Below are 20186 nucleotides of genomic sequence, written 5' to 3' on the forward strand. Positions count from 1 at the left end.
AAGGAGGCCAATGAATTATGGAAAAAATAACAATTTTACACACTAATGATATTCATTCACATTTGGAGCGTTGGCCGCAGATTCGGCATTTCTTAAATACTTATCGAAAACAACTTTTACGTAATGGTGAAACTGTATTAACTTTTGATATTGGCGATGCAATGGATCGTAATCATGTTTTAACAGAAGCCAGTCATGGTCAAGCCAATGTTAATTTATTGAATGGGGTTCATTATGACGGTGTGACGATTGGTAATAATGAAGGCTTGGGTTTGAGTCATAATGATTTAAATCGACTTTATGAACATGCTAATTTTCCGGTCTTGCTAGCTAATTTATTAGATCAAAAAAGTGGACAAATTCCAAAATGGGCGCATCCATATGAAATTATTACGACCGGTGAAGGGACACGGATCGGAGTGATTGGTATGACGGCTCCGTTCATATTAACGTACCCATTACTTGGCTGGAAGCCATTACCAGTTGATGAAACGTTACAAATGATTCTAAAAGAACTAGTGGGACAAACTGATTTCAATATTTTGTTGTCACATTTAGGGTTATCGACTGATCGTCGATTAGCGGATGAATTTCCAGAATTACAAATTATTTTAGGATCACACACCCATCATCATTTACCAAAAGGTGAATGGCGAAATCAAACATTATTAGCTGCGGCGGGGCGGTATGGTGAACATGTTGGTCAGGTCCAACTTGAAATTGAAGACGGCCAATTTAAACGTGCTCAAGCTTCAACTATTGATGTAGATCAACTCCCAAAATTAGCTCGTGATGCAGAGACGGCAGCTAGTTATCAGAACGAAGGCACTAAAATTCTAAAAAATCAGTTGGTGGCAGACATTCCACAAACCTTTTATCGAGGTGTAGATGCTAAAAATAGGATAATTGATTTAGGATTAGAGGCATTGAAAACTCGTACGGAGACGGACTTAGCAATGCTTTCAACGGGGATGTTTTTGGACGATTTGACTGAAGGCCCTGTCAGTATGTATGAATTACACCATATGCTACCTCATGCTGTGCATCCTATGCGCACTAAGTTAAAAGGACAAGATGTTATCAGGTTAATGAAAGAAGTCAAAAAGAACCGTAATTATCTTCTTGGTAGTCCAGTTTATGGGATGGGGTTCCGTGGTCGTAAATGGGGTGAAATAGTTTGGTCAGGCTTAGAATTGACGAATGATGGTAATGTTTTGGTACAGGGTCAACCGATTAATTTGACGAAGGATTATTATATTGGTGGGTTGGATCATTATTTGTTTTTTCCATATTTTCCAACGTTAGAAATTGCGGGAAATAATGAATTATCATATGACACCGTTTTACGTGAGGATTTTGCTACTTATTTAGCGCAAAAATTCCCATCAAAAAAATAAAAATTGAAGGTATTTTGAAATGGATCGAGAACGAATGAAAGAGTTGGCGCAAGCCCAGAAGCTGGAACGAATTGCACAAACGCGATTGGAGCACGGTGAATCAGCTGCTGACTTATTGATTAATGAACGGGCGTATAAATTAGTTGCTAACTATCGTGATGCATATCAAGATGATTTGATGGCTGAGCGATTCAGCACTTTTTTGGAAAAATATGATTATTTAGTCGGTGATATAGCTGCTGATCAACTACGTATTCATGGTTTTTATAAAGATGGAACACCTGGTGTTTCAAGAATGGATCAAATTAGTGCGTTACAGGATTATATTTATGAATTTATGAATTTTGGGGCTCCATATTTTGTTTTAGAAAATCTAGAACCACATATGGTGGAAGATGATGAGCCAGAAGTTTCTCGCCCAAGACGTCGCCGAAATCATCATAGTAATAAAAATAATGCTTATATTGATGAGAAGAAAAGTTCCGTTAAAAAGAATCCTGTCAAAAAAGCTACTCATCAATTGAGTAATAAGAGTCCACGTCAAGTAACGACGAAAGGTAACAATCGAAAGCGTCGTTTTGAAATCCATGAACGAAGTACTGAGGGGGAATAAAGTATGGCATATAAAGGATATTTTATTGATTTAGATGGAACAATTTATCAAGGTAAAAAGAGCTTTCCTAGTGGAAAACGATTTATTGAACGTTTAAAAGCTGCTAATAAGCAATTTATGTTTGTGACCAATAATGCTACTAGAACGCCAGAGCAGGTCCAAGCTACACTAGCAGATGGGCACGATATTCATGTAGATTTGGATCAAATTTACACTTCAGCTATGGCTACTGCTGATTATGTAGCACAATTACCAAATGTGCATCAAGTATTAGTGGTTGGTGAAAATGGTCTGCATCAAGCATTGGCATCAAAGGGATTGAAGATTGTTACTCAAGGTTTGGCAGATGCGGTGGTTGTGGGATTAAATCGTAACTTGAAATATGATGATTTAATGTACGCCACTTTGGCTATTCAACAAGGGGCAAAATTTATCGCCACAAACATTGATACTAATTTACCTAATGAAAAGGGGATGATTCCAGGTGCAGGATCAGTTGTGGCATCAGTGCAAACATCAACACAAGTGGATCCAATCGTGATTGGTAAGCCTTATACTCCCATTATGGAAGGTGCTTTGGAGCGTGCAGGTTTGACTGTGAATGATGTGGTAATGGTTGGTGATAATTATAATACCGATATTAAAGCTGGAATTAATTTGAAGATGGACACGTTGTTAGTATATAGTGGAATTTCAACGAAAGAACAAATTACTGCAGCGCAAATTAAGCCAACTCATGAAGTTGATTCTTTGGATGATTGGTTTATTGAGTGAAACAGATTAATGGAGAATTTGATACAGAGGCTGGTACATATTTTTGTCTCAGCTTTTTTATTTGGATTAAAATAAACGACTGCTTAATATTAAATATTTCAAATTAGAAATTATCTTTACATTAATGTTATGGAATCCATCTGCAAAACATAAGATAATGAGTTTAACGATTGTAGGACTTTGAAGGAGATAGTGCGATGAAGCAGAAGTGGATATGGGGAAGTGTTGCCTTAGTAGGAATTGCCGCCCTGATCGGTGCATATTTAACACGTGATCAACAAAAAAGTATTAATATTAACGCGGTAGGTTCCACCGCCTTACAACCAATGGTGGAAGCAGCAGGTGAAGAATTTCAACGTAAAAATCCAGGTGTTTATATTAATGTCCAGGGTGGAGGATCAGGTACTGGTTTAGCCCAAATTCAATCTGGAGCGGTTGATTTAGGAAATGCAGATATGTTCGCTGAAGAAAAAAAAGGTATCAAAGCGGATAAATTAACTGATCATCAAGTGGCCGTGATTGGAATTGCGCCTATCTTGAATAAAGAAGCTAAAATCAAAAATTTAACTACACAACAAATGATTGATATATTCACTAAAAAAATTACCAATTGGAAAGAAATCGGTGGCGCTGATATGCCGATTATCTTAGTTAATCGAGTCAATGGATCAGGAACTCGGGTGACCTTTGAACGTTATGGACTAGATCAAACGCCTTCTGCAGAAGGACAAGAACAGGACTCATCAGGAACAGCACGCTCAATTGTTTCTTCAACGCCAGGGGCAATTTCATACGTAGCATTTTCTTATATTGATAAAAAACAAATTGATGTCCCTAAGTTAAATGGAGTGACACCTAATAATACCAATGTAACGAATGGTAAATATCCGATTTGGTCATATGAACATATCTATACTAAGGGCGATACTAAGCCAGAAGTGAGTCAGTTTATTAAGTACTTAAAGTCAGAAAAGATTCAAAAAACATTGATACCAAAATTAGGATATATATCAATTCATGATATGCAAGTTCAACGTAATGTCTCAGGTGTCGTAACATCTGTCAAGTAAAGAGGTATTAAAATGGATGAGATTAGAGAAGCGCTAACAAAAACTAGTGCCGCTACCAAAAAAGACCGTTTTGGCCGAGCTATTTCAATGTCAGCTTTAGCTTTGATTTTAATTGTTGTTATATCGATTTTTTGGTTTGTTGCCTCCAAAGGCTTAGCAACATTCTTTACCAATCATGTCAATTTGGGTGACTTTTTAACTGGTTCAAAATGGGCGCCGGGGCAAGTCGATGCACAAGGGAAACCAATGGCTGGAGCCGCATCAATGATTGTGGGATCATTTTTGGTAACTTTGTTATCGGCAATTATTGCAACTCCTTTTGCGATTGGAACAGCTGTCTTTATGACGGAAATATCACCTAGAAAAGGTGCAAAAATTTTGCAACCAGTTACGGAACTGTTGGTTGGAATTCCATCAGTTGTTTATGGATTTATTGGATTAACGATTGTTGTACCCACGATGCGCAGTATATTTGGTGGATCTGGGTTTGGAATTTTAGCTGGGGCGATGGTATTGTTTGTAATGATCTTACCAACAGTTACATCAATGACGGTTGATACTTTACGAGCTGTACCACGTCATTATCGTGAATCGGCTTTAGCTTTAGGAGCGACACGTTGGCAAATGATTTATAAAGTTATTTTACGGTCAGCAACTCCAGGAATTTTAACGGCCATCGTATTTGGAATGGCACGGGCATTTGGAGAAGCTTTGGCGGTACAAATGGTGGTTGGAAATGCGGCTTTGATGCCACATAATTTAACATCACCATCAGCTACCTTGACTTCAGTTTTGACCCAAGGAATTGGGAACACTGTCATGGGATCACTTGAAAATAATGCTTTATGGTCATTAGCATTAATCTTATTGTTAATGTCACTTGTCTTTAATTTGGTCATCCGTGCAATTGGTAAGAAGGGAGCAATGTAGCTCATGAGCGCAAAAAAAAGTGATAAATTAGCAACCATTATTCTATATGGGATTGCTGGATTCGTAATTTTAATTTTGGCCGCATTATTGGGCTACATTTTGGTACAAGGAATTCCCCATTTATCATGGCATTTCCTAACGTCTCCGGCAGAATCATTTACTGCTGGGGGTGGAATTGGAATTCAACTCTTTAATTCCTTTTATTTATTAATTATTACAATGGTAATTTCATTCCCGATTGCTTTGGGGGCCGGAATTTATTTGAACGAATATGCTAATCGAAAATCTAAAACAGTTGAAGTGATTCGGACTATGATTGAAATCCTTTCTTCATTACCTTCTGTGGTAGTCGGGTTGTTTGGATTTTTACTGTTTGTGGTTCAATTTAAATTTGGATTTTCATTGCTATCTGGAGCGATTGCGTTGACATTCTTCAATTTGCCATTGTTGACCCGCTCTGTGGAAGAATCTTTACGGACAATTCCTGACTTGCAACGTGAAGCTGGGGCAGCACTTGGATTATCTCGTTGGGAGACGGTGGGGCACGTAATTTTACCTGCAGCCTTACCCTCAATTGTAACCGGAATTGTATTGTCAGCAGGACGAGTTTTTGGAGAAGCAGCGGCGCTAATTTATACGGCGGGGCAATCAGCACCAGTCGTTAATTTTACTGATTGGAATCCATTTAATCCTACATCGCCTTTGAATGTGATGCGTCCAGCGGAAACCTTAGCAGTGCATATTTGGAAAATTAATTCTGAAGGAATTATGCCTGATGCCACAGCTGTTTCAGCGGGAGCTTCAGCAGTCTTAATTATTGCGGTTTTGCTTTTTAATTTCACAGCACGTTCGTTAAGTAAGTTCTTATACCAACGCTTAACATCAAGTAAGTAGGGAGTTATTAGATGACAGACGTAAATAAATTAGTTTTTTCAGACGAAATGCCTGAGCATTACGTCATTGATATTAATGATGAAAAACATGAAGTAGCCTTATCATCACAGGATTTAGAAGTTTTTTATGGTGAAAAACAAGCTCTTCAAAAAACCAATCTTAAATTTGAACGTTATAAAATCACTTCATTAATTGGAGCTTCCGGTTCGGGTAAATCAACTTTTTTGAGGTCATTAAACCGAATGAATGATACGGTTGGAACGGTCAATGGTAAGATTATGTACCGTGGTTTGGATGTTAATTCATCTGATATTGATGTTTATGAAATGCGGAAACATATTGGGATGGTTTTTCAACGGCCCAATCCCTTTGCTAAGTCGATTCAAGAAAATATAACCTTTGCATTAAAGCAACATGGAATTAAAGATAAAGAAATTTTAAAAGAACGGGTAGAAACGAGTTTAAAGCAAGCCGCTTTATGGGACGAAGTGAAAGATAATTTAAACAAATCTGCTTTATCTTTATCAGGGGGACAACAACAACGATTAGTAATTGCACGAGCAATCGCCTTACATCCTGACATTTTACTTTTAGATGAACCTGCCTCGGCTTTAGATCCAATTTCATCTGCCAAAATTGAAAATACTTTGTTAGAATTAAAAGAAAAATATACAATTATTATTGTGACACACAATATGCAACAAGCTGCTCGAGTGTCTGACTACACGGCCTTTTTCCATATGGGTGAAGTATTGGAATACGATTTAACGCGAAAAATATTTACGCGACCAAAGGTACAAAGAACGATTGATTATGTCAATGGAAACTTTGGATAAGGGTGATATAAATGAGTGAAAAATTATTAATTACAGAAAATGTCCGCCTCTATTATGGTGAAAAAGAAGCGTTACATGGGATTAATTTAGACTATGATCGTTATGGAATAACTGCCTTAATTGGCCCATCTGGGTCAGGAAAGTCAACTTATCTTCGGGCCTTGAATCGGATGCATGATTTAACTGATTACGTTACCGTAACGGGAACCTTTCTGCTAAATGGTGAAGATATCTATGCCCCAACGATGGATACAGTTGATTTACGTAAGCAGATCGGGATGGTTTTTCAACAACCGAATCCGTTTCCATTTTCAATTTATGATAATGTTGCTTTTGGAATGCGTACTGCAGGAATTAAAGATAAAGCTCAACTGGATGAAAAGGTTGAAGAATCTTTACAAGCTGCGGCCATTTGGGATGAAGTTAAAGATGATTTACATAAATCAGCCCTTTCATTGTCTGGAGGACAGCAACAACGAGTTTCCATTGCGCGAGCATTAGCCACCTCACCGGAAATTTTGCTACTAGATGAACCAACCTCAGCGCTTGACCCAGTTTCAGCTAATATGGTTGAGAACACTTTGATGCAATTACGAGATCAATATACAATGATTATTGTGACACATTCGATGTCGCAAGCTTCGCGTATCTCAGATCGAACTGCCTTTTTTAATCAAGGTAATTTGATTGAAGTGAATGATACTAAAAAAATGTTTCTTAATCCTGACCAAGAGATGACACAAGATTATATTTCTGGTCGTTTTGGATAATAAAAATTAAAGGAGAACCGCTATGCGTCGATTATTTGATGAAGAATTAGCAGATCTAGATACATCGTTTAAAGAAATGGGATTATTAGTTTCTGAGACGATTCAACGCTCTGTACAAGCCTTTTTGGACCATGACCGTGACAGCGCACAAGATATCATTGACAATGATAAGGCGATTAATCAACGTGAGATTGCTTTAGAAAAAAAGACTTTTGAAATGATCGCTTTGTATCAACCGGTTACCACAGATTTACGTGAAATTGTGACTATTTTAAAAGCCGTTTCAGTAGTAGAACGCATTGGGGATAATGCACGAAATATTGCTTTATCAACCATTCACGTTAAGGGAAACCGACGTGTGGCGAAAATTGAAAAGCAAATTGGTGAAACTGGGACTTTGGTTGCTAAGATGGTGGCTGATGTTTTAACTTATTACATTAGTGATGATGCTGCTGGTGCCACTTCAATGTCTGATGTAGCTATGGTAGTGGCAAACGCCACCAAAGCAATTCGTGATTTAGCGATTGAAGCTATGAAAGCTGATCCTGAAAATGTTGAAGCTGCTACTGATTATTTGGTAGTAGGAGGATATTTGAAGCGGACGGCAGACTATGTTACAGATATTGCCGAGTGGGTAATCTATAAGCGAACTGGTAAGATTGTAGAATTAAATCCAGGCACTTCAAGCTTTATCTAAACATCATAGAGTGAAATGCTTATTTTGGATATATTGAATTAATTTTAGATTATTAATCTTTAAAAATAATGATTAAAGTGATGTTTAATAATTGAAATCCAGCTTTAAATTACGTTTGTAAAAGTATTACAAAAATTAATTTATAGGGAGGATAGGGATATTTTTATCCAATTCCTCCTTTTTATTTTGTGAGAGCTTTAAATAGTAGCGTAACGCTTGTTAAAAAATTTGGTATCATATGAAAGATAGTTAATTAATTTGATAAAAATATTAGGGGAAAAGTATGAATGATACATTAATTTTGCGAGGCTTACAGATCGTTTTGGTAATTGGAATTGCGATAATGCTGTTTGTCTACTACCGTCAGATCAAAAAAGCTGGGTTAAAGTTACGCCAGGGTGGAATTAAAGCTTTTATCATCGGCTTTATCACTGATTTTGGTGATACTATTGGAGTGGGAAGTTTTGCAACAACCACGGCAGCGTTTAAGGTAACTAATTTTTTAGATGATGATCGAAAGTTACCAGGAACAATGAACGCCGTACATGCCGTACCAACGATGTTTGAGGCGTTATTTTTTCTTACAGCAGTTAAAATTGATTGGCCTACTTTTATAGTGATGACGGTAGCATCTGTTTTAGGAGCTGTCATTGGACCTCGGTTAACAGCTGGGTGGGATGCGCAAAAAATTCGCGGGGTGTTAGCATGGATGTTAGTTATTGCAGCCCTTGTGATGATTTATAATATTTTCTTTTTACCAATTCCGGCGATGGGAAAAAATGCTTTAGTTGGTTGGCAATTATGGTTAGGGTTTGTTTTTAATTTTTTGCTGGGGATTTTAATGACGTTGGGTCTAGGAAACTACACGCCTGAATTAATTTTCTTTTCTTTAATGGGAATGAACCCCTTAGTGGCTTATCCCGTAATGATGATGAATTCAGCTGTCGTTATGACGACAGCTGCAACTGGATTTATTAAAACTAAGCGAATTCAATGGCGAGGACTTGGTATGCTTGTTTTGGGTGGAATTGCTGGTGTGGTTGTGGCAGCAACTTTAGTCAAAAATATTAATCTTTCAGTTTTGCGTTATGGAATCGTTATCCTTTCCTTGTGGACAGCTTATAGTCTTTGGAAAGAATCACGGCAAGTATTATCAATGGAAAAATCGATTGAAAATAATTAAGGTGAAATTTGATGTAAGTGAACTAGCGGGTGGGAATAATTTTATTCCTGCCTTTTTTGTTTTGATAATTTTTTTGATATAAAGTCTGAAAAATTTCATAAAAACAATCTTTAAATATTAATATTATATAAAGGAATTTCAAGAATTAATAAAGCTCGAGGTCAAAAACAGTTTGTAGTGGCAAAACATGTTAAATTAAAATCAAGGAAAAGTAGAAAAAGGAGTTTGGACGTGGCGGGCACGTTTCAGTAAAGCAAGATGACCCAAGTAGGACACATTGTTATTGGTTTAATTGTGGTAATAGCGGCCATATATTTATTTATTTTTGTCACGCAACGTTTGACAACAAGACAAGTCGCTAAATTAATGATTAAACTACAAACTTTAAAGGATATTCCAATGCAAGATCGACTGGTTAAAGGTCGTAAAATGAGTCTCATGGGACAAACTTTAGATGATTTTCAAGAAAATGAAGCTTTATATAACCGAATTGTGGCTACAGACTTTGATGATGTGAAGCAACAGGCTGATCAAGTATTAGCATCAGCACAGGGATTTAATATCTGGCAAACTAATCAAGACTTACGAAATTTGAAAAAGCGTGTTGATCAGGTTGCACGCGATATTGATACTGTTAATCAAGGTTTAACTGATTTAGAACAAATTGATGCAGAACACAAGCAAGCGGTTCAAGATTTAGAACTAAAATATAAAAATTTACGAAAAACTTTGTTGTCACAAAATTTTATTTTTGGGAATACATTAGATAAATTAGAAGATATTTTGGGCGAATTAGAAGATGAGTTTTCTGAATTTTCTAATCGTACGGAGAATGGAGACCATGTAGCCGCCTCAGAAATATATGAATCATTGGCTATGGAGACTAACCAATTAGAAGAACGGATGGATCAAATTCCGGGTTTGGTTAAAGATTTGAGTACCACAATTCCAGAACAACAAGAAGAGCTACAAGCGACTTTTGATCAAATGATGGAACAGGGATTTACATTCAAAGATAATTTCGTAGAGCAGGCACTTAAACAAATTGAAGAAGATCGCAAGACTACTTTAGAAGCACTAAAGAATTTGACGCTTAAAAAAGTTCAAGAGCAGTTAACAACTTTACATCAAGAAATTAATCAAATTTATAAAACTTTTGAGAATGAATACCAAGCATCACAAATTGTGCAAAAAAAGTTAGACGAATTACGAGAATATTTGGGACATCTGCAACAGCAAAACCAAAATTTGAATCAGTTAGTTGGACAATTAAATCAAAATTACATTTTCAATCATGATGAAGAAAATAGTATTCGTGATTTATCACGTCAGCTGTTACAAGTTGAAAAAGATTTAGATAGCATTCGACTAGGTATTAATAAGAAGGAAGTTGTATTTTCACAATTAACGGAAAAATTAATGGTTGATGAAAATCAATTGGATCAAGTTGAAGAACAACAAATTGGCCTTTGGGATAATTTAAAAGTTTTACCTGAAATCGTTAAAACTGCTCAAAATAAAGTTGAATTATTTGTTGAATCTATGCGCAAGATTAAACGACGTGTTGAGCGACAAGGATTACCTGGAGCACCCACGACTTATTTGAATTTCTTTGATCAAGTCTCGGAAATGTTGAATAAGTTACAACAACAAGTCAATGCTCCGCGGGTAAATGTTGATGACTTACAACGTCAAGTTAGTATTGTTGGCTCGGATCTAGATAATCTGCAGGTCGCTACTAATGAGCTACTCGCCAATGCCACATTAACTGGAATTTTATTGCATAAGGCTAACCAATATCGGGAATATCCTGAAGTAGTTCAAGCTGTGCAAAATGCTCAGGTGGAATATAATCAGTTTTATAATTATGAAAAGGCCGTTGAGGTTTTGGGACAAGCGTTAGATCGAATTGAACCAGGAACGACCGAAATTTTAAGAGAACAAAACAACCAAAATCGGCTTATCTAAATTTATTAAAATTACTTGTAGCACTAGATTTAAGTATGTTAAAATTAGCATGAAAGCTAGGAACTGAGTAGAATTAATTTAGGACATGTTAGAGATATGGCGGTTGGTGCAAGCGATACCTAAAATTAATTTGAATTACATTCATGAATAATATAGTTTTCCGCTTCATCTAGCGATATCAAGATGCCAAGTGGTGATTGTTAGACAGTCACAATTTAGGTGGTACCGTGTATTAAGTTGCACCCTAATGACATTTTTTGTTATTGGGGTGCTTTTTTATTGAAATAAATATTATTATTGGAGGATTTACAGATGGACGTTTTAAGTGAATTAAAGTGGCGTGGAGCCATTAATCAGGTTACTGATGCGGAAGGATTAAAAAACACGATCGAAAATGAAACGATTGGAGCTTATGTAGGAATTGATCCGACAGGAGATTCTATGCATATTGGACATTTAATTCCTTTTATGATTTTAAAGCGCCTGCAATTAGCCGATGTTCGGCCGGTGATCGTAATCGGGGGGGCAACCGGTTCAATTGGTGATCCGTCTGGTAAGAAGCAAGAACGCAAATTATTAGATCAAAGTTCAGTGGATCAAAACGTCCAAAAAATTACGAGACAAATGGAACGTTTATTTGGTAAAGATGGTTTTACAGTAACAAATAATAAAAATTGGTTGGGTGAAATGACTTTGTTGGACTTCTTACGTGATTACGGAAAGCTATTTCCTATCAACGTAATGTTAGCCAAAGACGTTGTAGCATCAAGACTTGAAGCTGGAATTTCATTCACCGAATTTACCTACCAAATTCTACAATCAATCGATTTTCATCATCTTTGGAAAAATGAGCATGTTCGGTTACAAATTGGGGGATCCGACCAATGGGGAAATATTACCGGTGGAATTGATCTAATTCATCGTTTGGAAGGTAATGATGCCCAAGCTTATGGATTGACAGTGCCATTGTTATTGAAGGCAGATGGGACCAAATTTGGTAAGACCGAAGGGGGAGCTATCTGGTTGGATCCAGCTAAGACTACGCCGTTTGAATTCTATCAATTCTGGCTTAATACAGCAGATAATGATGTAGAAAAAATGCTTAAGTACTTTACCTTCTTATCGGAAGAAACGATTGCAGAATTAATGAATGAAATGCAAAATGATGCTGCAAAACGTACAGCTCAAGTTCGTTTAGCACAAGAAGTAACTTCCTTTGTGCATGGGGAACAAGCTGTGAAGACGGCAGAATTGATGACCTCAATTTTGTTTGGGAATGGAGATGTAAGTCAACTTACATTAGAAGAAGTAGCCACTCTAGCAGGAAATGTTCCAACATTTAAACAAGATGGAAATAAAATTGAGCTACTTGATTTAATCGTGGCAGCTGGACTAGAAACATCAAAGACTGCTGCCCGTCGCGCAGTTAAAGATGGGGCTATTCGCATTAACGGTGTTCAAATCAAAGATGATACAGCTGAAATTGATCCACAAAGCAAATATGATGGGCAATATATTATTGTTAAGCGTGGAAAGAAGAAGTGGGCTGTTGGAGTTTTAAACTAGTTTTTAATTTTGAGCGTAAACTATTGCTTAAACTTGAAGTTATGTTGTCGGTATGCTAAAATCTACCAGTAGATAGGATATCTAAAGGAGGCGCAGCTAAATGTATAACGCATTATTGACGGCAATGATTGTTGTCGGAATTTTGATTATTATTGCTGTATTAATGCAGCCATCAAAGCAACAAGATGCTTTGTCGGCCTTATCAGGTGGTGGCGGAGATTTGTTTGCAACCCAAAAAGCACGAGGTTTTGAAGCTGTGATGCAACGTGCTACAACCGTATTAGGAGCTATTTGGTTCCTCTTGGGATTGGCTTTGGTATATCTTTCAGCACACTAACGAATAGCGCATTTCCCTCTCGTGATACGTTGCGAGAGGGTTTTATTTTAGAAACAGAGGAAAAAGATAAAAAATGGACGCACAACAATTACAAAAAGAATTATTTGGCTTTTTAAAAGCTAATAATACGCAAAGTTATTCCGCTCAAACTTTAACGGATGGCTTACGTTTAAATGACGTAAACGGATTTACACAGGTAGTTCAAGCCTTGGCTCAATTGGAACGTGATGGACAAATTGCCGAGATTGATGGGGCTTTCAAATATAATGCAAAGAGCCAAGGATATATAGGAACTTTCCGTTCTAATGCGAAAGGCTTTGGATTTGTGGCTGTAGATGATCTAACGGAAGATGTTTTCGTAAATCCAGATAATACAGCTCAAGCTTTAAATTTGGATCAAGTTCGAGTGACTTTGTTAACGAAGGGGGATGCTGATGCTGGTCGAGGCCCCGAAGGAATCGTAGAAGAAATTATTAGTCATGATTTGAATCAAGTGGTTGGTGAATTTAAATTAGGTTCTGATTACACCGGATATATTGGAACAATTAATATAACGGATAAGAAAAATGCAAATTATAATTTCTTAGTAAGTGAAGGTGGAGTGACCGCTAACGATGGTGAAGTTGTCGTTGCTCAAATCAAAGAATATCCTACACCAGCGATGCCTAAGCATATGAATGGAGTTATTTCAGAAACCATTGGATTCAAAGATGAACCAGGGGTTGATATCATGGCAATCGTTCATCAACATAAGGTTCCAGCTGTTTTTGATGAGGAAGTTTTGGCACAAGCAGAAGCTATCCCTGACCATGTTTTAGATTCTGAATGGGCAGGACGTGAAGATATTACTGACCAACCTTTGGTTACGATTGATTCAATTGAATCAAAGGATTTGGATGATGCGGTAGTTGTTTGGAAATTAGAAAATGGTAACTTCCATTTGGGAGTACATATTGCTGATGTTTCTCATTATGTTCCTGAGGGGACACCCTTGGATGATGAAGCTTATAATCGCGGAACTTCAGTTTATTTGACTGATCGTGTCATTCCTATGCTACCTCGTAATATTTCAAATGGAATTGCTTCATTAAATCCAGGGGTTGAACGTTTAGCGATGTCAGCTGAAATGGAATTTACGCCGCAGGGTAAGCTTGTTGATTATCGATTGCATCAGTCTGTGATGAAATCACACGCAAGAATGACTTATAAAGCGGTTAATGCCATTTTGGATGGGGATGAAGAAACTCGTGAAGAATATGCTGATTTGGTCCCAATGTTTGAAACCATGGGAGAGTTGCATAAAATTTTAGCTCAAAAGCGAATTGATCGTGGAGCAATCGAATTTGACGCCCCAGAAGCCAAAATTATTGTTGATGCTGCTGGTAAGCCTACAGATATTCAAATTCGTGAACGAGGACTCTCAGAACGAATTATTGAATCATTTATGTTATCAGCTAATGAAACAGTTGCCATGCATTTTGATCAATTGAAGGTACCATTCTTATACCGAGTTCACACTTCGCCTGATTTGGATAAAAGTGTTCGTTTCTTTGAATTCGTGAAAGCCTTGGGTGGTAAAGTTAATGCCGATCCAAATAAAGTTAAGCCGATGGATTTCCAAAAAATTCATGATGAATTTATGGGATTACCATCTGAACAAATGGTTTCAACAATGATGCTTCGTTCAATGCAACGAGCAGCTTATACAAATGAATCTTTGGGACATTTCGGGTTGGGGGCTGAGTATTATACTCACTTTACATCACCAATTCGTCGTTATCCAGATTTAACGGTTCATCGTTTGATCAAGTGGTATGAGAAGAATGGAACTGATGAAGCAGCACAAGCAAAGTATCGCGATAAGTTAGCTGAGATTGGAAATGATACTTCAATGCGTGAGCGTCGTTCAATTGATACTGAACGTGATACTGATGCAATGAAAAAGACCGAATTTATGGAAGATAAGGTTGGCCAAGAATTTGATGCAGTTGTTAATGGGGTAATGAAGTTTGGAATGTTTGTCTCATTGGATAACACTGTTGAAGGTCTAATTCACACTTCTAATCTAACTGATGATTATTATATGTATGATGAGAGCCATTTAGCTCTAATTGGTCGTCGCTTCCATCATATTTATCAAATTGGACAAGCAGTGAAGGTGAAATTAGTTCGTGTTAACAAGGAACAAAGTTCGCTTGATTTTGTTCTAGTTGATCCTGATGCAGCACCAATTACGGATATCAAAGTAGCTGATGGGCATCGAGGTGGTTATGGTGATAAAAACAATAAGAATCACCATGATAAGCCACGTAATGGTAAATATAATAGCGGAAATGCTAAGAAGAGCCAAGGTACTAGTCAACGTCATAATAACGGTCAAGCACTTGGGACACTTAACGACCGTCGTAAGCCTAATGATTCAAGAGATAATGCTAATCGGAAAGGCCGACACTAAAATCAGGGAGGTTAACCATGGCCAAATCTAAAAAAACAACACAACAGTATTTAGCGACCAATAATAAAGCACGCTATAATTATGCTATCGGTGCTACATATGATGCTGGGATGGCACTCACTGGAACTGAAATTAAATCTGTTCGTGCAGGTCAAATTACCATTGCTGATGGCTTTGTTCAAATTAGACATGGTGAGGCATGGTTGGATAATGTCAATATCGCACCTTATGCGCAAGGAAACCAATTTAATCATGAACCTTTGCGCCCACGGAGTTTATTATTACACAAGCGAGAAATACAACAACTAGAACGCTCTTCGTCTGAAGCGGGTGTCACAATTGTGCCACTCAAGGTTTATATTAATCACGGTTTTGCTAAAGTTTTAATTGGGGTTGGAACTGGTAAGCGGCGGTTTGATAAACGAGAAACTATTAAAAGGCGAGATCAAGATCGTGATCTACAACGTAAGTTTAAAGGTAGTGTTCGTTAATCAACTGAGTTTATTAACATTTGTTGAAATCTTATAAAAAAATATATTTAATTTATTTAAGAGCCTGGAGTAAAAATTGTCCTAGGTTCTTTTTTATTGTCAAAATAACTTAAATGTATCTTGTATAATTCGGTAATTAGAATTATATGTGAAAAAAACTTATTAATTTTAAAATCAAAAACAGGCTAAGCGCAACCTTTAATTTGATTTTATGAGAATATATGTTCTGTAAAACTAATTTAGTGCTTGTCAAAGATAAAACTAATTGCTAAAATGAGAACATTATTAAAAAAGGACATTTTAATAAGAATTAATAATAAAAAGGATGGGGTATGTATGGAAACTGAACAAAAGCAAGAAAAGAAATTTTTCGGACAACCAATTGGTTTGTCAACTCTGTTTATGACAGAAATGTGGGAACGTTTTTCTTATTATGGAATGCGAGCAATTTTACTTTACTACATGTGGCATTTAATTGCGGTTGGTGATTTAAATATTACTAAGGCCGTGGCTGCATCAGTGATGGCGATCTATGCCTCAATGGTTTACTTGACGGGTGCATTAGGTGGTTACTTAGCTGACCGAGTGATTGGTTCTAGGCGAGCCGTTTTCATTGGTGGAGTCTTTATCATGCTAGGGCACATTGTCTTATCGCTACCATTTGGATCTTCAGCTTTGTTCACTTCCATTGTCTTGATCATTATAGGAACAGGACTTTTGAAACCAAATATTTCGTCGATGGTTGGTTCACTTTATCGGCCAGAAGATCGACGTCGGGATGCCGGATTTTCAATTTTTGTTTTCGGAATTAACTTGGGTTCATTTATTGCACCTTTGTTGGTTGGTTGGACACAACAAAATGCTGGTTACCATCCAGCCTTTGGATTAGCAGCAATTGGGATGTTCCTTGGATTGGTTCAATACTACTTCGGTGGTAAAAAGAACTTACCAAAGGATGGGCTAAAACCTACTGATCCGTTGGAAGCTCATGAAGTTAAACCTTTAATTATTAAAACTGTTTCTGGAATCGTTGCTTTGGTAGTGGTTGTTGCTGTTATGATGATGATGGGTTGGAATAATATTACAGATTATATTAATTTACTAACTATCATTGCAGTGTTAGTGCCAATTTATTACTTTACTCAAATGCTATCTTCTAAGAAGGTAACTAGTAAAGAACGTTCACGAGTCTTAGCATATATCCCACTCTTCTTAGGTGCTGTATTATTCTGGGCATTAGAAGAGCAGGGATCAGTTGTATTAGCAACCTTTGCGGAAACACGAACAATCCATTCATGGTTTCCAGCTGCTTGGTTCCAGTCGTTGAATCCATTCTTTATTATGTTGTATACGCCTTTCTTTGCTACAATGTGGACTCGTTGGCGTAAAAATGCGCCTTCGTCACCAATGAAATTTGCGGTTGGATTGATTTTTGCGGGAGCATCATTCTTACTTCTTGCAATCCCAGGAAGTCTATGGGGAACTGCTACTCGTGTATCACCATTATGGCTTTTGGGATCATGGGCGTTAATTATTTTTGGTGAAATGTTAATCTCACCGGTGGGTCTTTCGGTCACTACTAAATTAGCACCACGGGCCTTTAATTCACAAATGATGTCTCTTTGGTTCTTGGCTGCAGCAGCTGGATCAGCGTTGAACGCACAATTTGTTGGATTGTACACACCAAAGACAGAGGTTTCATACTTCCTTATTTTTGGAATCGTGGCCGTTGTGTTAGGAATTATTATGTTGTTTCTTGTAAAAATGGTTGTACGTTTGATGGATGGAGTAGATTAAAAATTAAACTAGTTAGGTAATAAAAATCCATGAATTTGGTTTTTATTACCCTTTTTATTTAAAGACGTTTAAAATTATCTTTAATAAGAGTATGAGTAGTTTGGATTAGAGCTTATTTACTGAAATGGAGGATTATAACAATGGATCGTTTTAAACTTGAAATTAAGTCCAATGCCGATTTATCGGCTTTGGAAATGATTAAAATCATGCAAGAACGTGTTGCAGTTTTTGTGGTGGAACAAGATTGCCCCTATCAAGAAATTGATGATAAGGATGAAGATGCATGGCATGTTATTTTAAAAGATCAAAAAAATGATCAAGTTGCGGCTTATGCTCGCGTGGTTAGACATGATGATGGAAAATCAATTAGCTTCGGACGCGTTTTAGTTGTTAAATCATATCGCCAACAACAATTGGGAAGGGCGATTGTTACAGCGGCAATAGACCACATTCATAAACAATTTCCAAAACGTACAGTGAAAATTGCTGCTCAAAATTATTTACGTAATTTTTATGCTTCTTTTGGCTTTAAAACACAATCAGACGTATATCTAGAAGACGGAATTCCACATATAGACATGACTTTAGTTGAATAAACTGGATTTAATTTTAGTTAAATTGAATGGGCTATCCAAAAAGCAATAATGTTTTATTTCAAGCAAGCAAATTATAAAATCATTATAAGTTCAGATTAGAAAATTAGTTCTATATATCTGAACTTTTTTTATATAACAATAATTATTACCAAAAATTGCAATAAGTTTGGAATAAATAAATATTTCTTTTTGAAAATAAAAGTTTTATAATTTGAAATATTGGTTAAATTAATTAGCGTTAGAGCGGTTAGATTGAATTTATTTACTTAATTCATACAAAAGATAAAAACGGAGTAGTTTTATGAAAAAAATATTAATGTGGGTCGGCTTGGTTCTAGTTTTTTTGTTGGTAGTTTTTGGGATTGTTTTCCGAAATGAGATAACAACAATAGCTACGACGAAAAAACTTAATGATAAACCTTTTTATGAAATGAATTATCGTGGAGATTATGCTTTAGATAAAATTTTGAAAAAAGGAGTTGATAATGATCAAGAATTGGCTGATTTTGCAACAAAGCAATTATTGCATGGTATACCGGTTAAAATAAAAGTTCCAAATTTGGGTTGTACAACCTTCAATGCGATTACTCCAGACGGAGATAAAACGTTTGCCCGTAATTTTGATTTAGATAACGCTCCAGTCATGGTTGTCCGGACTAAACCTAAAAATGATTATGAAAGTATTTCTGTAGTTGATCCTGGCTTGATCGGGATTAAAGCAGAGGGAATGAACAAACCAATGGGGCGTTTAATGACATTAGTTGCCCCTTATATTCCATTAGATGGAATGAATGAAAAAGGACTAAGTGTTGCAGTATTAAAATTGCAAGATGAAAATACGAATCAGAACACGGGTAAGCCAGGGATTAATACTACTGTTGCTATTCGTATGATTTTAGACAAGGCCAAAACGACAGATGAAGCTGTTAATTTGTTGAAAAAGTATGATATGCATAGTTCTTCAACTGCGACATATCATTTTCAAATTGCGGATAAACGAGGAAAAAGTGTTGTAGTTGAATATGTTAATAATCAAATGAAGGTCTTACCATCTGATAAGAACTATCAAGTTGCGACGAATTTTTATTTGAGTCCTGAAAAGTATGGTCAAGGAAAAGGTCAAGATCGTTATAAAATCGCGACGGAAAAGTTAGAAGATCAGAAAGGTATTTTGACACCAGAACAATCAATGGATCTTTTAAAGGCTACACATTTAGAGGATAAAGGTGATAATAGTAAAGCCATGGTCACACAATGGAGTGCCGTTTATCAACAAGATAAGCTACAACTAGATATTGCGACTGGACATAATTATAAGAAGGTATATCATTTTAATGTACATTGATAAATTATTTTATACTATGAATAGGGACTTTGATTTGATTATAGAGCCATTCAGTGCGATAATATTAGAGAAGAAGAATTTGAAAATAAAAAAATTATAATTTAATTTAATTAAAATGTAGCTTTTTGAATATGACGGTGTTATAATAATTACAGAGTTAAAAAGCAATTTTGTTTTATGTTTTACCGAATGTATGGCACATTGATTTTTGATTTATTATTATTTAAGTATGGCAAGTGCCAAGGAGGTTTCACACATGGAACAAGGAACAGTAAAATGGTTTAACGCAGACAAGGGATTTGGATTTATCGAACGCGAAAATGGTGGAGATGTATTCGTACATTTCTCAGCTATTCAAACTGACGGTTTCAAGTCATTAGACGAAGGACAAAAAGTTAACTTTGACGTTGAAGAAGGAGCTCGCGGATTGCAAGCTGTTAACGTTACTAAGGGTTAATTCTTTAGTG

The 20186-nt window shown here is 36.5% G+C and carries 19 protein-coding genes; all 19 read left to right on the top strand.

From position 1 onward, the window contains the following. Positions 1-17: 17 nt before the first annotated feature. Positions 18-1397, top strand: a complete 1380-nt coding sequence (locus JC2156_RS01185) for a bifunctional metallophosphatase/5'-nucleotidase (RefSeq protein WP_006845013.1) — start codon at positions 18-20, stop codon at positions 1395-1397. A gap of 19 nt (positions 1398-1416) precedes the next feature. Beyond that, positions 1417-2010, top strand: a complete 594-nt coding sequence (locus JC2156_RS01190; protein ID WP_006845014.1) for a YutD family protein — start codon at positions 1417-1419, stop codon at positions 2008-2010. 3 nt (positions 2011-2013) lie between these two features. Then, on the top strand, positions 2014-2784 hold the full coding sequence (locus JC2156_RS01195; RefSeq protein WP_006845015.1) for a TIGR01457 family HAD-type hydrolase: 771 nt from the start codon (positions 2014-2016) through the stop codon (positions 2782-2784). 197 nt (positions 2785-2981) lie between these two features. Continuing rightward, positions 2982-3854, top strand: a complete 873-nt coding sequence (locus tag JC2156_RS01200; protein ID WP_006845016.1) for a phosphate ABC transporter substrate-binding protein — start codon at positions 2982-2984, stop codon at positions 3852-3854. 12 nt (positions 3855-3866) lie between these two features. Continuing rightward, positions 3867-4784 carry a phosphate ABC transporter permease subunit PstC gene (gene pstC / locus JC2156_RS01205; RefSeq protein WP_006845017.1) on the top strand — a complete coding sequence of 306 codons (918 nt, stop codon included), beginning with the start codon at positions 3867-3869 and terminating at the stop codon, positions 4782-4784. A gap of 3 nt (positions 4785-4787) precedes the next feature. Continuing rightward, on the top strand, positions 4788-5678 hold the full coding sequence (pstA, locus tag JC2156_RS01210; protein ID WP_006845018.1) for a phosphate ABC transporter permease PstA: 891 nt from the start codon (positions 4788-4790) through the stop codon (positions 5676-5678). A 47-nt stretch (positions 5679-5725) separates the two neighbouring features. Next, positions 5726-6514 carry a phosphate ABC transporter ATP-binding protein PstB gene (pstB, locus tag JC2156_RS01215; protein ID WP_414826354.1) on the top strand — a complete coding sequence of 263 codons (789 nt, stop codon included), beginning with the start codon at positions 5726-5728 and terminating at the stop codon, positions 6512-6514. Between the two features lie 11 nt (positions 6515-6525). Then, complete coding sequence (gene pstB / locus JC2156_RS01220) at positions 6526-7284, top strand: phosphate ABC transporter ATP-binding protein PstB (protein WP_006845020.1); 759 nt, start codon at positions 6526-6528, stop codon at positions 7282-7284. Between the two features lie 22 nt (positions 7285-7306). Beyond that, a complete protein-coding gene (phoU, locus tag JC2156_RS01225; protein ID WP_006845021.1) occupies positions 7307-7981 on the top strand; it encodes a phosphate signaling complex protein PhoU in 675 nt (224 codons plus the stop codon). A gap of 283 nt (positions 7982-8264) precedes the next feature. After that, on the top strand, positions 8265-9164 hold the full coding sequence (locus JC2156_RS01230; protein ID WP_006845022.1) for a sulfite exporter TauE/SafE family protein: 900 nt from the start codon (positions 8265-8267) through the stop codon (positions 9162-9164). 258 nt (positions 9165-9422) lie between these two features. Then, complete coding sequence (locus tag JC2156_RS01235) at positions 9423-11132, top strand: septation ring formation regulator EzrA (RefSeq protein WP_006845023.1); 1710 nt, start codon at positions 9423-9425, stop codon at positions 11130-11132. A 312-nt stretch (positions 11133-11444) separates the two neighbouring features. Continuing rightward, a complete protein-coding gene (gene tyrS, locus JC2156_RS01240) occupies positions 11445-12698 on the top strand; it encodes a tyrosine--tRNA ligase (RefSeq protein WP_006845024.1) in 1254 nt (417 codons plus the stop codon). 100 nt (positions 12699-12798) lie between these two features. Then, positions 12799-13035, top strand: coding sequence for a preprotein translocase subunit SecG (gene secG / locus JC2156_RS01245; protein WP_006845025.1), 237 nt, complete (start codon positions 12799-12801; stop codon positions 13033-13035). Positions 13036-13108: 73 nt separating this feature from the next. Continuing rightward, complete coding sequence (gene rnr, locus JC2156_RS01250) at positions 13109-15490, top strand: ribonuclease R (protein WP_006845026.1); 2382 nt, start codon at positions 13109-13111, stop codon at positions 15488-15490. Positions 15491-15507: 17 nt separating this feature from the next. Beyond that, entirely contained in the window at positions 15508-15981 is a 474-nt protein-coding gene (gene smpB / locus JC2156_RS01255) for an SsrA-binding protein SmpB (RefSeq protein WP_006845027.1), read from the top strand. Positions 15982-16317: 336 nt separating this feature from the next. Next, a complete protein-coding gene (locus JC2156_RS01260) occupies positions 16318-17778 on the top strand; it encodes a peptide MFS transporter (protein WP_006845028.1) in 1461 nt (486 codons plus the stop codon). 140 nt (positions 17779-17918) lie between these two features. Beyond that, entirely contained in the window at positions 17919-18374 is a 456-nt protein-coding gene (locus tag JC2156_RS01265; protein ID WP_006845029.1) for a GNAT family N-acetyltransferase, read from the top strand. A 301-nt stretch (positions 18375-18675) separates the two neighbouring features. Then, positions 18676-19719, top strand: coding sequence for a linear amide C-N hydrolase (locus JC2156_RS01270; protein WP_006845030.1), 1044 nt, complete (start codon positions 18676-18678; stop codon positions 19717-19719). A 256-nt stretch (positions 19720-19975) separates the two neighbouring features. After that, on the top strand, positions 19976-20176 hold the full coding sequence (locus JC2156_RS01275) for a cold-shock protein (protein WP_006845031.1): 201 nt from the start codon (positions 19976-19978) through the stop codon (positions 20174-20176). Positions 20177-20186 lie beyond the last annotated feature (10 nt).

Source organism: Weissella koreensis KCTC 3621 (genome assembly GCF_000277645.1).

Bases quoted from the DNA above. Each gene is read 5' to 3' on its own strand.
- pstC (WP_006845017.1), top strand. From the start codon at position 3,867: ATGGATGAGATTAGAGAAGCGCTAACAAAAACTAGTGCCGCTACCAAA.
- JC2156_RS01265 (WP_006845029.1), top strand. From the start codon at position 17,919: ATGGATCGTTTTAAACTTGAAATTAAGTCCAATGCCGATTTATCGGCT.
- JC2156_RS01270 (WP_006845030.1), top strand. From the start codon at position 18,676: ATGAAAAAAATATTAATGTGGGTCGGCTTGGTTCTAGTTTTTTTGTTG.
- JC2156_RS01195 (WP_006845015.1), top strand. From the start codon at position 2,014: ATGGCATATAAAGGATATTTTATTGATTTAGATGGAACAATTTATCAA.
- JC2156_RS01230 (WP_006845022.1), top strand. From the start codon at position 8,265: ATGAATGATACATTAATTTTGCGAGGCTTACAGATCGTTTTGGTAATT.
- JC2156_RS01200 (WP_006845016.1), top strand. From the start codon at position 2,982: ATGAAGCAGAAGTGGATATGGGGAAGTGTTGCCTTAGTAGGAATTGCC.
- pstB (WP_006845020.1), top strand. From the start codon at position 6,526: ATGAGTGAAAAATTATTAATTACAGAAAATGTCCGCCTCTATTATGGT.
- tyrS (WP_006845024.1), top strand. From the start codon at position 11,445: ATGGACGTTTTAAGTGAATTAAAGTGGCGTGGAGCCATTAATCAGGTT.
- pstA (WP_006845018.1), top strand. From the start codon at position 4,788: ATGAGCGCAAAAAAAAGTGATAAATTAGCAACCATTATTCTATATGGG.
- JC2156_RS01260 (WP_006845028.1), top strand. From the start codon at position 16,318: ATGGAAACTGAACAAAAGCAAGAAAAGAAATTTTTCGGACAACCAATT.
- secG (WP_006845025.1), top strand. From the start codon at position 12,799: ATGTATAACGCATTATTGACGGCAATGATTGTTGTCGGAATTTTGATT.
- JC2156_RS01190 (WP_006845014.1), top strand. From the start codon at position 1,417: ATGGATCGAGAACGAATGAAAGAGTTGGCGCAAGCCCAGAAGCTGGAA.
- JC2156_RS01275 (WP_006845031.1), top strand. From the start codon at position 19,976: ATGGAACAAGGAACAGTAAAATGGTTTAACGCAGACAAGGGATTTGGA.
- smpB (WP_006845027.1), top strand. From the start codon at position 15,508: ATGGCCAAATCTAAAAAAACAACACAACAGTATTTAGCGACCAATAAT.
- pstB (WP_414826354.1), top strand. From the start codon at position 5,726: ATGCCTGAGCATTACGTCATTGATATTAATGATGAAAAACATGAAGTA.
- phoU (WP_006845021.1), top strand. From the start codon at position 7,307: ATGCGTCGATTATTTGATGAAGAATTAGCAGATCTAGATACATCGTTT.
- rnr (WP_006845026.1), top strand. From the start codon at position 13,109: ATGGACGCACAACAATTACAAAAAGAATTATTTGGCTTTTTAAAAGCT.
- JC2156_RS01235 (WP_006845023.1), top strand. From the start codon at position 9,423: ATGACCCAAGTAGGACACATTGTTATTGGTTTAATTGTGGTAATAGCG.
- JC2156_RS01185 (WP_006845013.1), top strand. From the start codon at position 18: ATGGAAAAAATAACAATTTTACACACTAATGATATTCATTCACATTTG.